The sequence below is a fragment of the Kitasatospora sp. NPDC058048 genome (genome assembly GCF_042885555.1).
Lineage (GTDB): Bacteria > Actinomycetota > Actinomycetes > Streptomycetales > Streptomycetaceae > Kitasatospora > Kitasatospora lactacystinica.
Genome location: NZ_JBHVRT010000024.1, coordinates 1 through 16107 on the forward strand (window position 1 = coordinate 1; position 16107 = coordinate 16107).

The window sequence follows — 16107 nt, forward strand, 5'->3', positions numbered from 1 at the left end:
CTCGGCCAGACCGTCGTCATGGTCACCCACGACCCGGTCGCCGCCTCCTACGCCGACCGCGTCGTCTTCCTCGCCGACGGCCGCATCGTCGACGAGCTCCACCACCCCACCGCCGACACCGTCCTGGACCGCATGCGCCGCTTCGACGCCAAGGGCCGCACCAGCTGACACCCGACCGATCCGGCCCGGCGGCCGAAGCCGCTCACCACCCTTCCCAGGACACCCCATGTATCGCACCGCACTGCGCAATGTGCTGGCCCACAAGGGCCGACTGCTGATGACGGCACTGGCCGTCATGCTCGGCACCGCCTTCGTGGCCGGAACCATGGTCTTCTCCGACACCTTCGGCAAGGCCATGCGGGACAGCAACTCCAAGAGCTACTCGGACGTCTCGGTCCAGGTGGTGGACCGCGCGGCCGGCTCCGCCGCCTCCGCCCGGCAGAAGAGCGAGGGCGGCTCGGCCGCCCTCACCGACGCCACCGTCCAGCAGCTGTCCGCCCTGCCGGGCACCGCCGGCGCCCGAGGCGTCGTCAGCGGCTTCACCGGCGTCGCCGACAAGAAGGGCAACCTGATCGGCCAGGTCTGGGCCGCCAAGGGCGCCAACTTCGCGCCGGGCCAGGACGGCAAGGACCCGCGCTACCCGATGGTCGAGGGCCAGGGCCCGAAGGCCGCCAAGGAGATCGCACTCGACCGCAAGACCGCCGACAAGGGCGGCTACAAGGTCGGCGACACCGTCCGCGTCGCCGCCAACGGCCCGGTCGTCGAGGCCAGGCTCACCGGCGTCTTCACCACCGACGACCCGGTGGTCAACACCGGCGGCTCGCTCACCCTGTTCGACCGGGCCACCGCCCAGCAGACCCTGCTGGAACCGGGCCGCTACAGCGGCATCGTGCTCACCGCCAAGCCCGGCACCAGCCAGGACGCGCTGCTCGCCCAGGCCCAGCCCGTGGTGCCCTCCGGCCACCAGTTCGACGTCGAGACCGGCGCCAAGCTCAAGGCCGACGAGCAGGACATGATCACCAGGAGCACCAGCAGCATGCGCACGATGCTCCTGGTCTTCGCCTTCATCTCGCTCTTCGTCGGCATCTTCATCATCGCCAACACCTTCACCATGCTGGTCGCCCAGCGCACCAAGGAACTGGCCCTGATGCGCGCCATCGGCGCCAGCCGCAAGCAGGTCACCCGGTCCGTGCTGATCGAGGCCCTGCTGATCGGCACCGTCTCGGCGGTGGCCGGCCTGGTCGCCGGCATCGGGATCGGCGCCGGGATGCAGTCGCTGATCGGCGCGATGAACGAGAACATGCCGAACGGCTCGCTGGTGATCAAGCCGCTCACCGTCGTGGTGACGGTCGTGGTCGGCGTCCTGGTGACGGTCATGTCGGCCCTGCTGCCCGCCATGCGCGCCTCCCGGATCGCCCCGGTGGCCGCGATGAGCAGCGGCGACCAGCCGGTCTCCCAGAAGAGCCTGGTGGTCCGCAACACGATCGGCTCGGTGCTCGCCGGCGGCGGCCTCGCCCTGATCGGCTACGGCGCCTCCACCGGCAACGACAGCGGCCGGCTGCCGGTCGGCCTGGGCGCCTTCCTGGCCCTGATCGGCGTGTTCGTCCTGCTGCCGCTGCTCTCCCGTCCGGTGGTCGCGCTGGTCGGCCCGCTGCTGCGCGGTCTCGGCGGCACCCCGGGCAAGCTCGCCCAGCAGAACGCGGTGCGCAACCCGCGCCGCACCGCGGCCACCGCCGCCGCGCTGACCATCGGTCTGACCCTGGTCACCGGGCTCACCGTGATCGGCGCCTCGGTCAACGACACCATCGACCGGGCCGTCACCAGCTCGATGAAGGCCGACTTCATCGTCGGTGCCGCCAACGGCATGAGCCTGTCCGAGCAGGTGCCCGCCCAGATCGCCAAGGCCCCCGGGGTGGCCGCCTCCTCGGCGATGACGACCTCGTACTGGGAGCTCAACGGCACCAGCAGGACGGTCAACGGCCTGGACGCGGCCGTCCTCGACCAGCTCGCCGACGTCGAGCTGACCAGCGGCTCCACCGCCGGCTTCGGCAAGGGTCAGCTGCTGCTCGACGAGGACGCCGCCAAGAAGCTGAACGTCACCACCGGCTCGGTGCTGACCGTGGCCTACCCGGACGAGTCCACCGGGCAGCTCACCGTCGGCGGCGTGTACAAGGCCGGCGGCATGCTCGGCCCGGTCATGCTGGCCAACAGCGAGATCGCCAAGCACGAGCCCAAGCCGTACGTCTCCGACGTCCTGGTCAAGGGCAAGGACGGCGCCACCGACGGCCTCAAGCAGGCGCTCAAGGACGCCACCGGCGCCAACCCGGTGATCGACGTGAAGTCCAAGCAGGACGTCCGGGACGAGTTCAGCCAGACCATCACCTTCGCGCTGAACCTGATGTACGGCCTGCTGGGGATGGCGGTCCTGATCGCGATCCTGGGCGTGGTCAACACGCTGGCGATGTCGGTCTTCGAGCGCAAGCGCGAGATCGGGATGCTGCGGGCGATCGGCCTGGACCGCAGCGGCATCAAGCGGATGGTCCGTCTGGAGTCCGTGGTGATCTCGCTGTTCGGCGCCGGCATCGGCCTGCTGCTCGGCTGCTTCATCGCCTGGGCGATCAACGGCACCCTGAAGTCCAGCCTCTCCGGCCTGACCACGGTCCTGCCGTACGGCCAGCTGGCGATGTTCCTGGCGCTGGCCGGGGTGGTCGGCCTGGTGGCCGCGATCTGGCCGGCCCGCCGGGCGTCCAAGCTGGACATCCTGTCGAGCATCAAGACCGACTGACCGGTCCCGCAACGAGAGAGGTCCCCTGCCGGAGGGTTTCGGCAGGGGACCTTCTACTTCTGTACTCCGCCCGGTCGCACGGCCGGCTGAGCACCACGGAGGTCGTGGTCCGGCAACGCTGCCGGGCGGAGGGCCTCCGACTCATACCCCGGTGCTCCCACACCGGGGTCTCAGTCGCTTACTTGCTGGCGAGTGCCTTGTCGGCGGCCGGCTTGGCGGCCTCGACGGGCTTGGTGGGCGGGGTGACCTCCTGGATCGGAAGCTGCGGCCGCTCCATCTGGGCGAGGCCGACCATCTCGCGCTTGAGGAACATCGCGAGCGTCCAGTCGGTGAAGACGCGGACCTTGCGGTTGAAGGTCGGCACCATCGCGCCGTGGTACAGGCGGTGGAACCACCAGGCCGGACGGCCCTTCAGCTTGTACTTGCCGAAGAGGATCGCCACGCCCTTGTGCAGGCCGAGGCCGGCGACCGCACCGAGGTTCTTGTGCTTGTACTCCTTCTGCGGGAAGCCGCGCATGCCGGAGATCACGTTGTCGCCGAGGACGACGGCCTGGCGGCAGGCGTGCTGCGCGTTCGGCGGGCACCAGGCGCCCTCGCCGGCGGCGAGGTCCGGCACCTGGGCGTTGTCGCCGGCGGCCCAGACGTAGTCGAAGCCCTGGACCTGGAGGGTCGGCGCGGTGTCGACGTGGCCGCGCGGGCCCAGCGGCAGGCCGAACTCGGACAGCACCGGGTTCGGCTTCACGCCGGCCGTCCACACGATGGTGGAGGCGTCCATCTCCATGCCGTTCTTCAGCATGACGTGGCCGTCGACGCAGGAGTCCATGGAGGTCTCGATGTAGACCTCGATGTTGCGCTCCTCGAGCTTCTCCTTGGTCCACAGACCGAGGTCCGGGCCCATCTCGGGGAGGATGCGGTTGGCCGCCTCGACCACCACGAAGCGCATGTCCTCGCGGCTGACGGTCTTGTACAGCTTGGCCGCGTCGCGGGCCATGTCCTCGACCTCGGCGACGGTCTCGATGCCGGCGAAGCCGCCACCGATCACCACGAAGGTCAGCGCCTTGCGGCGGATCTCCTCGTCCGTGGTGGACTCGGCCTTGTCGAGCTGGGCCATGACGTGGTTGCGGAGGCCGATGGCCTCCTCGACCGTCTTCATGCCGATGCCGTTCTCCGCCAGACCCGGGATCGGGAAGGTGCGGGAGACCGAGCCGGTCGCGACGACCAGGTACTCGAAGGGCAGCTCATAGCTGTCGCCGGCCGCGGGCTGGATGGTGGCGACCTTGCGGGCGTGGTCGATGCCGGTGACGGACCCGGTCAGCACCTCCGCCTGCTTGAGGGCGCTGCGCAGCGGCGCGACGAGGTTGCGGGGCGCGACGTTGCCGCCGGCCGCCTCGGGGAGGAAGGGCAGGTACGTCATGTACGACCGCGGGTCCACGACCGTGACGGTCGCTTCGCCGTAACGCATCTTCTTGAGGATGCGCATCGCGGCATACAGGCCGACGTAACCACCGCCGACAATGAGGATGCGAGGACGCTCCGTGGTGCTCATATCCGAAAGTATCCAGCACCGTCCGGAGCAGCCTTCGTGAGCCCGGTCACAAGATGAAGGACCCCCCGTGCTACACTGCGCGGCCGCAAAACCGGGCCCGGCACGGCGACCCCCACCCCTGGACGGCCCCGCGCGAGCGCGCGCCGGAGCACGACCGGCCTGAGCAGCAACGATCCGCACAGCGCCCGGGTTCCCGCGCATGATTTCGAATTTCAAACCTCAAGCGAGCCCTGACCTGCGATCCCATGGGCTACCCGGCCGACAGGCCTTCGGTCCCACATTTCGGACGTAGCGGGCGGGTGGGTGCGGCGAATGGCCGGATCGCCATGTGAAGAAATTCACGAACTTTTCCACCCGCGCTCGGGCGCGCCCCGGCCCCGGCCCCCCGAAAGGGGTGCCGGGGCCGGTCCGGGTAAGCCCCGCACGGGGTCAGGAGGCAATACCCCAGGCGATTCCGTCGAGGATGTCGTGCTCGCTCACGACCACCTCGGCGGCGCCGGTGCGCTCCATGATCTCCAGCAGCTCCAGCGCCCCGGCCGCGATCACGTCCACCCGGCCCGGGTGCATCGACGGGATGGCCGCGCGCTCGGCGTGGGTGGCGGCCAGCAGCTCCCGGGCGATCCCGGCGACCCGGTCCCGGCCGATCCGCGAGTGGTGGATCGCCGCCGAGTCGTAGCCGGGCAGGCCCTGGGCGATCGCGGACACCGTGGTGACCGTCCCGGCCAGACCCACCAGGGTGGCCGCGCCGGTCAGCGGGACGACCTCCTCGGCCCGGTCCAGCTCCGCCCGCACGTGCGCCCGGGCGGCCTCGACCTGCTCCTCCGAGGGCAGCTCGGCGTCGCCGAAGTACCGCTCGGTGAGCCGCACGCAGCCGATGTTCACCGAGCGCGCCGCCTGGACGTCCTCCGAGCCGAGCACGAACTCGGTGGAGCCGCCGCCGAGGTCGAACACCAGGTACGGACCGGGGAACTGACCACCCGTCAGTTCCTTGGTGGCGCCCACGAAGGACAGGTGCGCCTCCTCCTCGCCGCTCACCACCTCGGGCTCGACGCCCAGGATGTCGCGCACGCCCTTGACGTACTCGTCGCTGTTCTCGGCGTCCCGGGAGGCGCTGGTGGCGACGAAGCGGACCCGCTCCGGGCCGACGCCGAAGCCGGCGATGATCTCCTGGTACTCCCGGCAGGCCGCGAAGGTGCGGGCCAGCGCGTCGGGGTGCAGCCGGCCGGTGCGGTCCACGCCCTGGCCCAGCCGGTTGACGATCATCCGGCGGTCGAGGTCGGCGATCTCCCCCGTCTCCGGGTCGAGGTCGGCGACCAGCAGGCGGATCGAGTTGGTGCCGCAGTCGATCGCGGCCACGCGGGTCGTGCTCACTCGGACTCCCGCTCCGCCGCGGCTTCCTCCTCGGCGCGCTTCTTCGCGGCGCGCTCGGCGGTCTTCTGCTCCTTGGCGGCGATCACGGCCTCGTGGTCCTGCTCCTTGGCGCGGTTGCGGGCGACCCGCTCACCGGCGGCCTCGACCTCCGCCGGGGAGACGCACGGGCCCTTGGCCCACCAGTCCTCCAGCATGCCGATCGCCTCGTCGCCGAGCGGGTTGACGCCCTCGCCGGCCGCCAGCGAGTGGCCGACCAGCACGTGCAGGCACTTCACCCGGTCCGGCATGCCGCCGGCGCTCGGGAAGCCCTCCAGCACCTCGATCGCGTCGCGCCGGGCGATGTAGTCCTCGTGCGCCCTCTGGTAGGAGGCCGCCAGCTCCGGGTCCTCGGCCAGCCGGGCGCTCTGGTCCTTCATCACGCCCTCCGCCTCCAGGGTGCCGATCAGCGAGGCGGCCTTGGGGCAGGTCAGGTAGTAGAGCGTGGGGAACGGCGTGCCGTCCGGCAGCCGGGGGGCCGTCTCCACGACGTCCGGGTTGCCGCAGGGGCAGCGGTGCGCCACGCCGCGCAGGCCGCGCGGCACCCGGCCGAGCTGGGCGGCGATGGCCGCGACGTCGGCGTCGGAGACGGAGGGGTGGTTCTCAGTGGTCATGGGGGGAGGTGTCTCCAACGGGGGACGGTGGGAGGGGAAGGGGGGTGGCGGGGGCCGCCGCCGCGGTGTCGGCGGCGTCCACCGAATCCCAGATGCCGGCGTACCAGGGCTTGGCGGCCTTCGTCCGGTCGGCGGCGCTTCCGGAGGCCGCGCTGCCGGAGGAGGCCGCACCCGCCGCGGACGAGGAGGGCTGGGCGGAGGCCCGGCCGGCCGGATCCACCGCGATGTACGGGGTCTCCCCCGGCACCGCGTAGTGCAGCCGGGCGCGGGCCTGCGCCTTCACGTACTCCGGGTCCTGCCAGCGGGCCTTCTCCCGGCGCAGCTGCTCGACCTGCTGGCGCGCGTGGTCGGCCTTCGCCCGCTGGGCGGAGATCTCGGCGCGCTGGGAGATGAACTGCCGCGTCGGGTAGGCGAGGATCGCCACCAGCGAACAGAGCACCAGGACGAGGACGGTCGCCCGGCTCGTGAACCGGGGCCGGGCCGCCAAGCCCGGGATCCTCCAGCCAGCCATCTCCCGTATCCCCTCCTGGTCGCGACGGTGCCCCGCCGTCCACCCTACGGGGTGAACGGCGGGGCACCGGTCAGGCGTGCGCTACCGGGAGCGCCCGGCCCTCGTGCTCGCCGTGCGGATCGCTCCGCGCGGCGGCCGGGCCCGGTCGCTCCACGGAGCGGCCGTTCCTGCTACTCCGCGGCGCGGAAGCGCGGGAAGGCGCCGCGGCCGGCGTACTCGGCGGCGTCGTCGAGGATCTCCTCGATGCGCAGCAGCTGGTTGTACTTGGCGACGCGCTCGGAGCGGGCCGGGGCACCGGTCTTGATCTGGCCGCAGTTGGTGGCGACGGCCAGGTCGGCGATGGTGACGTCCTCGGTCTCGCCGGAGCGGTGCGACATCATGCAGCGGTAGCCGTTGCGCTGGGCCAGCTCGACGGCGTCCAGGGTCTCGGTCAGCGAGCCGATCTGGTTCACCTTCACCAGCAGCGCGTTGGCGGTGCCGGTCTCGATGCCGCGGGCCAGGCGGGCCGGGTTGGTGACGAACAGGTCGTCGCCGACCAGCTGCACCTTGTCGCCCAGCTTGTCGGTCATGGCCTTCCAGCCGTCCCAGTCGGACTCGTCCAGCGGGTCCTCGATGGAGACCAGCGGGTAGGCGGCGACCAGCTCGGCGTAGTACTCGATGAGCTCGGCGGCGGTGAGGTCCTTGCCCTCGAACTGGTAGGCGCCGTCCTCGTAGAACTCGGAGGAGGCGACGTCCAGGGCCAGCGCGACGTCACGGCCGGGCACGTAGCCGGCCTTCTCGATGGCCTCGACGATGAGGTCCAGGGCCTCGCGGTTGGAGTCCAGGTTCGGGGCGAAGCCGCCCTCGTCGCCCAGACCGGTGGACAGGCCGCGCTCCTTCAGCACGCCCTTGAGCGTGTGGTAGACCTCGACGCCCCAGCGGACGGCCTCGGAGAAGGACTCCGCGCCGATCGGGGCGATCATGAACTCCTGGATGTCGACGTTGGAGTCCGCGTGCGACCCGCCGTTGAGGATGTTCATCATCGGGACCGGCAGGACGTGCGCGTTCGGGCCGCCCAGGTAGCGGAACAGCGGCAGGTCGCTGGCCTCGGAGGCGGCGTGCGCGACGGCCAGCGAGACGCCCAGGATGGCGTTGGCGCCGAGCGAGGACTTGTCCGGGGTGGCGTCCAGGTCCAGCATGGCCTGGTCGATCAGGCGCTGCTCGGTGGCGTCGTAGCCGACCAGCTCCGGGCCGATCTGCTCGATGACGGCCAGGACGGCCTTCTCGACGCCCTTGCCGAAGTAGCGGTTCTTGTCACCGTCACGCAGCTCCAGCGCCTCGAAGGCGCCGGTGGAAGCACCCGACGGGACAGCGGCACGACCCGTGCTGCCGTCGTCGAGGCCGACCTCGACCTCGACCGTGGGGTTGCCGCGGGAGTCGAGGATCTCACGGGCTACGACGACATCGATGGACGGCACGAGGCATCTCCTTGCGGAAGCAGGGTCCGGTCTGACGGTGGGTGCTGTCAGCAGGACGATTGCGGAGTCGTTACGACCAGAGCCTAACCGCCCGGGCTCCCGGGGCCACGTCCGCCTCGGTCCCGTCTCAGCGTGTGGCCCCACTACCCACCGGTAGTTCACCTGCTTGTCCCAGCTTGTCCCACCGGAGCGGGCGAATGCGGACGAAGGGGACCGGTAGGACCGGTCCCCTTCGGACGGTGGGCCGGGGCGGCGTCGGCGCCGGGTGCGGCGGGCGGGCCGGCGTCGAGCGGGCGACGTCGAGCGGGCGACGTCGAGCGGGCCGGCTCAGCCGAGGTGCAGCACCTGGCCGGGCATGATCAGGTTCGGGTCGCCGCCGACCGTGCCGTGGTTCTGCTCGTACAGCGCGTGCCAGCCGCCGGACACGCCCTGGGCGGCGGCGATGGTCGACAGGGTGTCACCGGCGCGGACGGTGTAGTCGTGACCGGCGGTCTGCGGGGCCGACTGCGCGGCCTGCGGGGCGTACTGCGGCTGGGCGGCGGCCTGGCCGGCGTACTGCTGGTAGACGCTCTGGTGGCTGGTCCAGTACCAGGCGCCGTTGCTCTGGTACCAGTACACCTTGGCGTCGGCGTCCCAGCCGGCCTTGCCGGAGAAGCCCGGGGTCTGCGGCTGCGCCTGCTGCTGCGGGGCGGCCTGCTGGACCGGCTGCGCGGCGGGCTTCTGGGCCTGCTTCTGGGCGGCGGGCTGCTGCGCGACCGGCTTCTCGGCCGGCTTGGCGGCGGGCTTCGGGGTCTGCTGCTTGGCGGCGGACTGCGGCTTGGCGTCCGAGGAGGTGTCGACCGCGGCCGGGGCGCCGCCCTTGGTCAGACCGGCCTTCTGGGAGCAGACCGGCCAGGCGCCCGGGCCCTGCGAGGCCAGCACCTTCTCGGCGACCGAGATCTGCTGGGCCTTGCTGGCCTGGTTGGCCTGCGGCGCGTAGGCGGTGCCGCCGTACGCCTTCCAGGTGCTGGAGGTGAACTGGAGGCCGCCGTAGAAGCCGTTGCCGGTGTTGATGCTCCAGTTGCCACCGGCCTCGCACTGGGCGACGGCGTCCCAGGTGGAGGCGGGGGCGGCGGAGGCGCCGGTGGCGGTGAGGAGCGGCATCGCGAGTCCGACGCCGGCCACACCGGCGACGGCGATGGCCTTCTCGGCCTGGGTGCGACGACGGTGACGGCCAGTTCCAACGAACAGCATGAAGAGGTCCCTCTCCGCACGCCTGCGAGGTGAGCTGTCGGGTTCGGACCGGGAGGTGGCCCGGCCGCCGTATGCGGAAACGATTCCGCTCGGGCGGCTTCACCCCAAGCCGTGGGGAGACGGCAACAAACCTGGTTCCCCCGCCCCTGCCCAGGGTTCTGGTCGGTTTCCCGTGACGCGGCGGGCAGGACTCGGCGTTCCGCGTACGAGGTCCGCAGCTGCGAACTCCAGGGAGAGTAGACAGATCATCAGACCAATCACAAGCTCATATCGTCGATATCACACAATAATTACGGCGTGTGTTCGATCGCCTACCAACGGCGGTGTTATGTCCGGATTGATGGGTGTTCACACCCCCGTCGGCAGGTGGTTCACGACGTCCCGTCAGTGCGATCTCAGCACGTCGGAGGCGTGGCGGGAGTGTTCGGAGAGGCCTGCGGAGAGGCCTGCGAAGGCGCGTGCGAAGGGGTCTGCGGAGAGGCGTGCGGGGAGCGGCTCTCCGGACTGAATTCCACCGGCAGTTCGCGCAGCCCACGCATGATCAGACCACCGCGCCACCGCAGGTCGTCCGCGTTTTCCGCGAGCCGGAGATCGGGCAGCCGGGAAAGCAGCGTGGTCAGCGCGGCACGGCCCTCCAAGCGGGCGAGCGGAGCGCCGATGCAGTAGTGGATGCCGTGCCCGAAGCCCAGGTGGGGGTTGTCCGTCCGGGCCAGGTCCAGGGTGTTCTCGGCCGCGAACCGGGCCGGGTCGCGGTCCGCCGCGGCGAGCACCACCAGCACCGGGTCACCGACCGGGATGTCCACCCCGCCGATGGCCAGCGGACGGGTCGCGAACCGCCAGGTCGCCATCTCCACCGGCCCGTCGTAGCGCAGGAGTTCCTCGATCCCGGTCTCCAGCAGCGCGCTCTCCCCGCGGGCCACCGACTCCTGCAGCAACCCGCGCTGCTCCGGATTGCGCAGCAGGGCGTACGTGCCGTTGCCGATCAGGTTCACGGTGGTCTCGAAACCCGCGAACAGGAGGATGAAGGCCATCGCCGCGGCCTCGTTCTCGGTCAGGTGCTCACCGTGGTCACTGGCCCGGATCAGACCCGAGATCAGGTCGTCCCCGAGGTCCGCGCGCTTGCGGTGGATCAGCTCCAGCAGGTACGCCCGCATCCGCTTCACCGCCCGCCCCACGCCGCCGCGCTGGCCGCCGCCGTGACCCGGCTTCGTGTGGCGCACCATCATCCCGGCCCAGTCCCGGAAGTCGTCCTGGTCCTCGGCCGGCACGCCCAGCAGGTCGCAGATCGCGTAGATGGGGAGCGGGAAGGCGAACTCGTGGATCAGGTCCGCCGAACCGCGCTGCGCGAAGCCGTCGATCAGCCGGTCGGTGAGCTGCTGCACCCGCGGCTCGAACTCGGCCACCCGGCGCGGGGTGAACGCCTTCGACACCAGCCTGCGCAGCCGGGTGTGGTCCGGCGGGTCGATGTTCAGCAGGTGGGTCATCAGGTCCGCCTGCCGCTCCCCCGGGATGCCCACCCGGCCGGTGCGGTGCGCCTGCTCGCTGTGGTGCGCCGGGTTCTTCGACAGCCGGCTGTCGGCGAGCGCCTGCCGGGCGTCCGCGTACCGGGTCACCAGCCAGGCCTCCACCCCGCTCGGCAGCGTGGTGCGGTGCACCGGGGCGTGCTCGCGCAGCCAGGCGTAGGCGGGGTACGGGTCGGAGGCGAACTCCCAGGTGAACAGCTGCGGGGCGGTGGCGTCGGACGGCGTGGCGGCGGGCCGGGCGGAGTCGGGCTGAGCTGGCATGGACCGACCGTATCCGGTGCGACGGGCACGCCCCGCCCCGGCGGGCCGCCGCTCCTCCCGCCGACGGTCCGCGGCCGTCCTGCCGATGCTCCATGGACGGCCCATGGACGGTTCATGGACGGCTCGTTGACTGTCCGCGGACGGTCAATGGACAGCTCTTGGCCGACTCTTGGCCGCGGTGCGGGCGTGAGCCTGGTCACCTGCGGGGTAATCCCTGTTGCGGAGGGTCAGGACGTGCCTACGATCCTCCGCAGTACGCGTGGGCGCCGGTGCGGTGTCGTCCACAGGGAGGAGCAGGCCATGCGGGTCAGCGGGTCAGTCGTCGTCATCGCGGTCCTCGACGGCGGTTCGGGCGCGGGACTCGCCCGCCGGTTCGCCGCGGCCGGCGCCTCCGGAATGCTCATCGCCGACCAGTACGTCGGCATCGCCGAGGACCTCGCCGCCGAACTCGACCGGCCGGGCTGCCCCGTCGTCGGCGTCTGCGGCGACATCCGCCGCCCCAGCGACGTCGCCGCCCTCGTCGACACCGCCGAGAAGCACCTCGGACCGATCGACCTGTTCGCCGTGGCCGGCCCGGACGGCGAGCGGATCATCTCGCTGGCCGAACTGCCCGACCACCTCGACCTGGAGCGGCTCGCCGAACTCGTCGTCCTCGTCGGCGAGGCCATCGGCGAACTCGTCCCGCCGCAGCGGTGCCCGGAGCACACCGCCACGGCGGCCTGAGCGCCTACTTCCCGTCGGACTCCCCGGCCGGGTCCCCGTCGGGCTCTCCGGCCGGCTTGAGGCCTTCGGCCGCGCGCACCGCGTCCCGGTAACCGCGCGCGGCCGACCGCAGCGCCGCGTCCACGTCCACCCCGGCGTCGTGCGCCCGCTGCGCCACCGCGAGCAGCAGCCGGCCCGCCGAGTCGGCGGTCAGCTCGACCGGCAGCTCGTACGACTCGTCCGGCACCCCCGTGAAGCCCGCCCGGCGCACCCGGGACACCAGCTTCGCCGTGTACGCCAGCGCGGGCAGCCCGGCCGGCACACCGTCCAGCACCGACTCGCGGTCCGCCTTCTCGGCCGCCTTCAGCTGCTCCCAGTTTGCCTCCACCTCGGCGGCGCCGCCGGCCTCGACGTCCCCGAACACGTGCGGGTGCCGGTACATCAGCTTCTCGACGATGTCCCCGGCCACGTCGTCGACGGTGAACGGCTCGGTCGGGTGCTCCTCTGCGATCCGGGAGTGGAAGAACACCTGCAGCAGGACGTCGCCCAACTCCTCGCGCAGCGCCTCCCGGTCCCCCTCCTCGATCGCCTCGACCAGCTCGTACGCCTCCTCGACCAGGTACTTCACCAGGCTCTCGTGCGTCTGCTCGGCGTCCCAGGGGCAGCCGCCCGGGGAGCGCAGCCGGTCCATCACCGTCACCAGGTCCAGCAGCCGCGACCCCGGCAGGTCGTACGAGCCGGGCAGCACCTCGATCTCCGGCACCTCGCCGGCGTGCTCCACCGCCAGCCTCGCCAGCGCGTCGGTCAGCCCCGGATCCCCGTCCGGACTGCCCAGCCACACCGTCGGCCCGGCCCCGGCCGGCTGCCCGGTCAGCAGCCGCGCCAACGCGGGCGCCGACCCGGCCGGCACGACCTCCACCACCACCCCGGCCTGCCGCACCGCCGCCACCTGCGGATGCCGCTCGTCCCCCACCAGCACCCGCCCCGCCGACCGCAACGCCTCCCACGCCGGCCACGCCAGCAGGCCGGGAGCCACCCGGTGGGTGGTGGTCAGCAGGATCAGCTTCGCGCCCGGAGAATTCGTCGGCACAGCATTCGTCGTCACCCCCCGAACCTACCCCCGCACCCCCACCCCGCCCGCCCGTTCCCCGCCCCGGGGCTCCCTTCCCGGGCATGGACCCCACCCACCCGCGCAAGCGCAGCCCCCTGTGCTCACCGCAGCCCGTCGACTCCCCGCCCCGGAGTGCCGGCCGGGCCCGTCCCGGTCCAACGCGGGAAGCCAACACGCGGGCCGGGATGAGGGCCGGTGGAGGAGCCGTGCGTCCCGACAGTCCGGGGCTTCAGGCGGGCTGGAGCCGCTGGGGAATCTCCGAAGAGGGCACGACGGCACACCTGGGCCGGTACGGCGCCACTGCTGATGCGCCGAGGCCAGGGCTTTCCAGTGGCCGGCCCGCGAGGATCGAGGCTGCTGCACAGGTCGGCGGCGCAACCCCACCGGCCGTGCCGGGCCCGGGAGTCGGGCCGGCACGGAACCCCGGCGACAGCAGTGGGCGTCGGGGCCGGGGCAGCACAACGACCCCACCGGCGGCGCCCGGAGCCGACACCCGGGAGCCGGTACCCGGAGCCGACACCCGGGAGCCGGTGCCCGGGGCCGGGACCGCATCCCCACCGGCGGCGCCGGGAGGCGCAACGGTCCGGGACCGGGGTGGTGGGGTCAGTGCGGGGTCGGGGGCCAGGGGGTGGAGGTGGGGGTGAGGGTGGAGAGGGACTGGCGGAGGCGGCGGACGGTGGGGTGGTGGGGGCCGTCGCGGCGTTCGCGGTCGAGGAGGAGGGGGAGCAGCCACTGCCAGGCGTTCTGGGGGTCGCCGGTGGCGGCGAGGTGGAGGCCGATGCGTTCGCGGAGGTCGTAGGCGCGCTCGGGGTCGGTGTCGAGGCCGGATTCGAGGCGGGCGGTGTGGGCGGTGAGGAGGGCCTGGTACTCGGTGAGGGCTTCGGCGCCGTGGCCGAGCCGGTCGAGGCAGATGGCGGCGCGGTAGCGGTGGTCGAGGCCCTGGGGGCCGTGCGGGCCGCCGTCGGCGGTGGCGGCGAGGCGGCGGTACTCGGGGAGGGCCTGCTGGGGGTGGCCCTCGTGCAGGAGGGTGCGGGCGTAGATGGTGCGGATGGTGCGCACCAGGGGTGCGGCGGCGCCGAGTTCGGCCTCGGCCCGGGGCAGCAGGCGGGCGGCGAGGCCGAGCACCTCGGTGTGGCGGCCGGCGTCGACCAGGTCGGAGAGCCGGGCGCACTCGGCGCCGAGGTCGGATTCCGCGGGGACGGGCGGAGGTGTCGCGGGGGCGGGTGGCATGAGGAAGGGCCGTGACTCGGAGCGGACCACGGGCGCCGGGGCAGCCGCCGCGGCCGGCGGCTGCGGCTGGTGCGGGTAGCGGAAGGGGCGGGCCGGGTCCGGCAGCGGGGTGTAGCGGGGCTGCGGGGCGCCGTCGGCCGGGGGCAGCAGCGGGAGCAGCCGCGCGTACACGCTCCGGGCGTCGGCGGGGCGGTCGGCGGGCCGCTTGGCAAGCAGGTCGAGCACCAGCTGTTCCAGCGGCTGCGGCACGTCGGGGCGCAACTCCCGCAGCGGGACGGGTGGTTCGTCGACGTGTCGGCGCAGGACGCCGAGGGCGGTGGGGGCCCGGAACGGCTCCTCGCCGGCGAGCATCTCGTGCAGCAGGCAGCCGAGCGCATAGAGGTCGCTGCGCGGGTCGGTGGTGGCGGCGAGGGCCTGTTCGGGGGCCATGTAGGAGGGGCTGCCGACGGGTACGCCGGTGAGGGTCAGCCGGGTGGTCTCGGTGTCGAGGGCGGTGGCGATGCCGAGGTCGAGCAGGACGGTGCGGCCGTCCTCGCGGACCATGACGTTGCTCGGCTTGAGGTCGCGGTGGACCACCGGGATGGCGTGGACGGCGGCCAGCGCGGTGCACAGCTGGGCGGCGACGGCCGCCGCGCGTTCGATCGGGAAGGGCGCGTCCTCGGCGATGAGGTCGGCCAGGCTGACCCCGGGGATGCGCTGCATGACGAGGTAGAGCTCGCCCTCGTCCTCGCCCGCGTCGAAGACGGTGACCAGCCCGGGGTGGTCGAGCGCGGCCGTGATCCGGCACTCGCGCAGGAAGCGGCGGCTCAACTCGTCGCCGTGGCGGGCCCGTTCGCCTCCGGAGCCGGTCCCGCCGGGGAGCAGGTGCTCGGGGCGGAGCAGTTTGACCGCGACCGGGCGGTGCAGTCGTTCGTCCTGGCCGGCCCAGACCTGGCCCATGCCGCCGTGGCCGATCTTCTCGGTGAGCCGGTAGCGGCCGGCGATCAGCCGGGTGGCGGTCACGGCCGGTCCTCGCGGGCCTGGCGGCGCAGCAACTCGCCCAGCTCGCGCAGGTCGTGGGCGGTTTCGGGGGCGGGGGCCGAGGGGGCGGGGGCCGAGGGGGCGACGGCAGCGGTCGCGGTCGGCGCGACGGGAGCGGGCACGGGGGCGTGAGCGGGCACGGGGGCCTGCGTGGGCGCCCCGTACCCGGGCACGGTGGCCCCGTACGGCGAGACGTTCGGCACCGCGTACGGCGAGAGGACCTGCGGAGCGGCGTGCGGCACGGCCTGCGGCGCCGGAGGCCCGGCCAGCCAGACCGCGCGGCTGTCCATCACCAGGAAGTGAGCCGTCGGCAGGAGCCACAGCACGGCCAGCGTGATCTGGCCGGTGATGTCGGCGGTCGGGTCCTTCAGGGTGCCCGCGACCCCGGCGGAGACGATCATGGCGAGCAGCAGCGCGCAGAACACCGCCGCGCCGAGGATGTCGTACGCCCGTCGGCGCCGGACCGCCAGCAGCAGCGAGGGGACGACCCCGAGCAGGCCGAAGGTGACCAGCGGGGCCAGCGCGCACAGCACCCGCACAACCACCCCGAACCGTCCGGGGATCGGGGCCGGCCCGGCCACTCCCCCCGGCCCGACCGCTCCCCCCGGCCCGACCGCTCCCCCCGGTGCGGGCGAGCCCGGCACCGGGCCCGGCGCGTACCCCGGCGCGTACCCCTGCCCGGGCCCCGGCCCGTACGGCGCCCCGCC

General features: G+C 72.8%; 12 protein-coding genes, 1 pseudogene and 1 riboswitch. Of the genes and pseudogenes, 3 read left to right on the forward strand and 10 right to left on the reverse strand.

All coding sequences use genetic code 11. The features are described from left to right. Window positions 1-168: pseudogene (locus ACFVVA_RS24270) on the forward strand (ABC transporter ATP-binding protein); the annotation flags it as partial. A 58-nt stretch (window positions 169-226) separates the two neighbouring features. Beyond that, window positions 227-2785: an ABC transporter permease gene (locus tag ACFVVA_RS24275; protein ID WP_387692555.1), complete on the forward strand. Its 2559-nt coding sequence runs from the start codon at window positions 227-229 to the stop codon at window positions 2783-2785. 178 nt (window positions 2786-2963) lie between these two features. Here ACFVVA_RS24275 and ACFVVA_RS24280 read toward each other — a convergent pair whose 3' ends face one another. From ACFVVA_RS24280 to ACFVVA_RS24310, 7 genes are all read right to left on the reverse strand, one after another. Further along, a complete protein-coding gene (locus ACFVVA_RS24280) occupies window positions 2964-4331 on the reverse strand; it encodes an NAD(P)/FAD-dependent oxidoreductase (protein ID WP_359909991.1) in 1368 nt (455 codons plus the stop codon). Window positions 4332-4760: 429 nt separating this feature from the next. Continuing rightward, window positions 4761-5702: an exopolyphosphatase gene (locus ACFVVA_RS24285; protein WP_387692557.1), complete on the reverse strand. Its 942-nt coding sequence runs from the start codon at window positions 5700-5702 to the stop codon at window positions 4761-4763. Further along, window positions 5699-6370: a DUF501 domain-containing protein gene (locus ACFVVA_RS24290; protein WP_387692559.1), complete on the reverse strand. Its 672-nt coding sequence runs from the start codon at window positions 6368-6370 to the stop codon at window positions 5699-5701. The genes ACFVVA_RS24285 and ACFVVA_RS24290 overlap by 4 nt, the downstream gene beginning before the upstream one ends. Further along, complete coding sequence (locus ACFVVA_RS24295; RefSeq protein WP_387692561.1) at window positions 6342-6863, reverse strand: septum formation initiator family protein; 522 nt, start codon at window positions 6861-6863, stop codon at window positions 6342-6344. Before ACFVVA_RS24295 ends, ACFVVA_RS24290 begins: the two co-directional genes overlap by 29 nt. Before the next feature lie 170 nt (window positions 6864-7033). Beyond that, window positions 7034-8320 carry a phosphopyruvate hydratase gene (eno, locus tag ACFVVA_RS24300; RefSeq protein WP_380634519.1) on the reverse strand — a complete coding sequence of 429 codons (1287 nt, stop codon included), beginning with the start codon at window positions 8318-8320 and terminating at the stop codon, window positions 7034-7036. A 327-nt stretch (window positions 8321-8647) separates the two neighbouring features. Then, complete coding sequence (locus ACFVVA_RS24305; protein ID WP_387692563.1) at window positions 8648-9553, reverse strand: transglycosylase family protein; 906 nt, start codon at window positions 9551-9553, stop codon at window positions 8648-8650. 5 nt (window positions 9554-9558) lie between these two features. Continuing rightward, window positions 9559-9727, reverse strand: a riboswitch (cyclic di-AMP (ydaO/yuaA leader). Window positions 9728-9948: 221 nt separating this feature from the next. Beyond that, window positions 9949-11337: a cytochrome P450 gene (locus ACFVVA_RS24310; protein ID WP_387692565.1), complete on the reverse strand. Its 1389-nt coding sequence runs from the start codon at window positions 11335-11337 to the stop codon at window positions 9949-9951. A gap of 300 nt (window positions 11338-11637) precedes the next feature. Here ACFVVA_RS24310 and ACFVVA_RS24315 point away from each other — a divergent pair, with 300 nt between their 5' ends. After that, window positions 11638-12060, forward strand: a complete 423-nt coding sequence (locus ACFVVA_RS24315; RefSeq protein ID WP_387692567.1) for an SDR family NAD(P)-dependent oxidoreductase — start codon at window positions 11638-11640, stop codon at window positions 12058-12060. 4 nt (window positions 12061-12064) lie between these two features. On the opposite strand, the gene ACFVVA_RS24320 is transcribed toward ACFVVA_RS24315, so the two are convergent. The 3 genes from ACFVVA_RS24320 to ACFVVA_RS24330 all read right to left on the reverse strand — a co-directional run bounded on the left by ACFVVA_RS24320 (window position 12065) and on the right by ACFVVA_RS24330 (window position 15945). Beyond that, window positions 12065-13144, reverse strand: a complete 1080-nt coding sequence (locus ACFVVA_RS24320; RefSeq protein ID WP_387692568.1) for a MazG family protein — start codon at window positions 13142-13144, stop codon at window positions 12065-12067. Window positions 13145-13753: 609 nt separating this feature from the next. After that, entirely contained in the window at window positions 13754-15382 is a 1629-nt protein-coding gene (locus tag ACFVVA_RS24325) for a protein kinase (RefSeq protein ID WP_387692570.1), read from the reverse strand. Next, the gene (locus tag ACFVVA_RS24330) at window positions 15379-15945 is read right to left on the reverse strand and encodes a hypothetical protein (protein WP_387692572.1); all 567 of its coding nucleotides are present in this window, start codon (window positions 15943-15945) and stop codon (window positions 15379-15381) included. Before ACFVVA_RS24330 ends, ACFVVA_RS24325 begins: the two co-directional genes overlap by 4 nt. Window positions 15946-16107 lie beyond the last annotated feature (162 nt).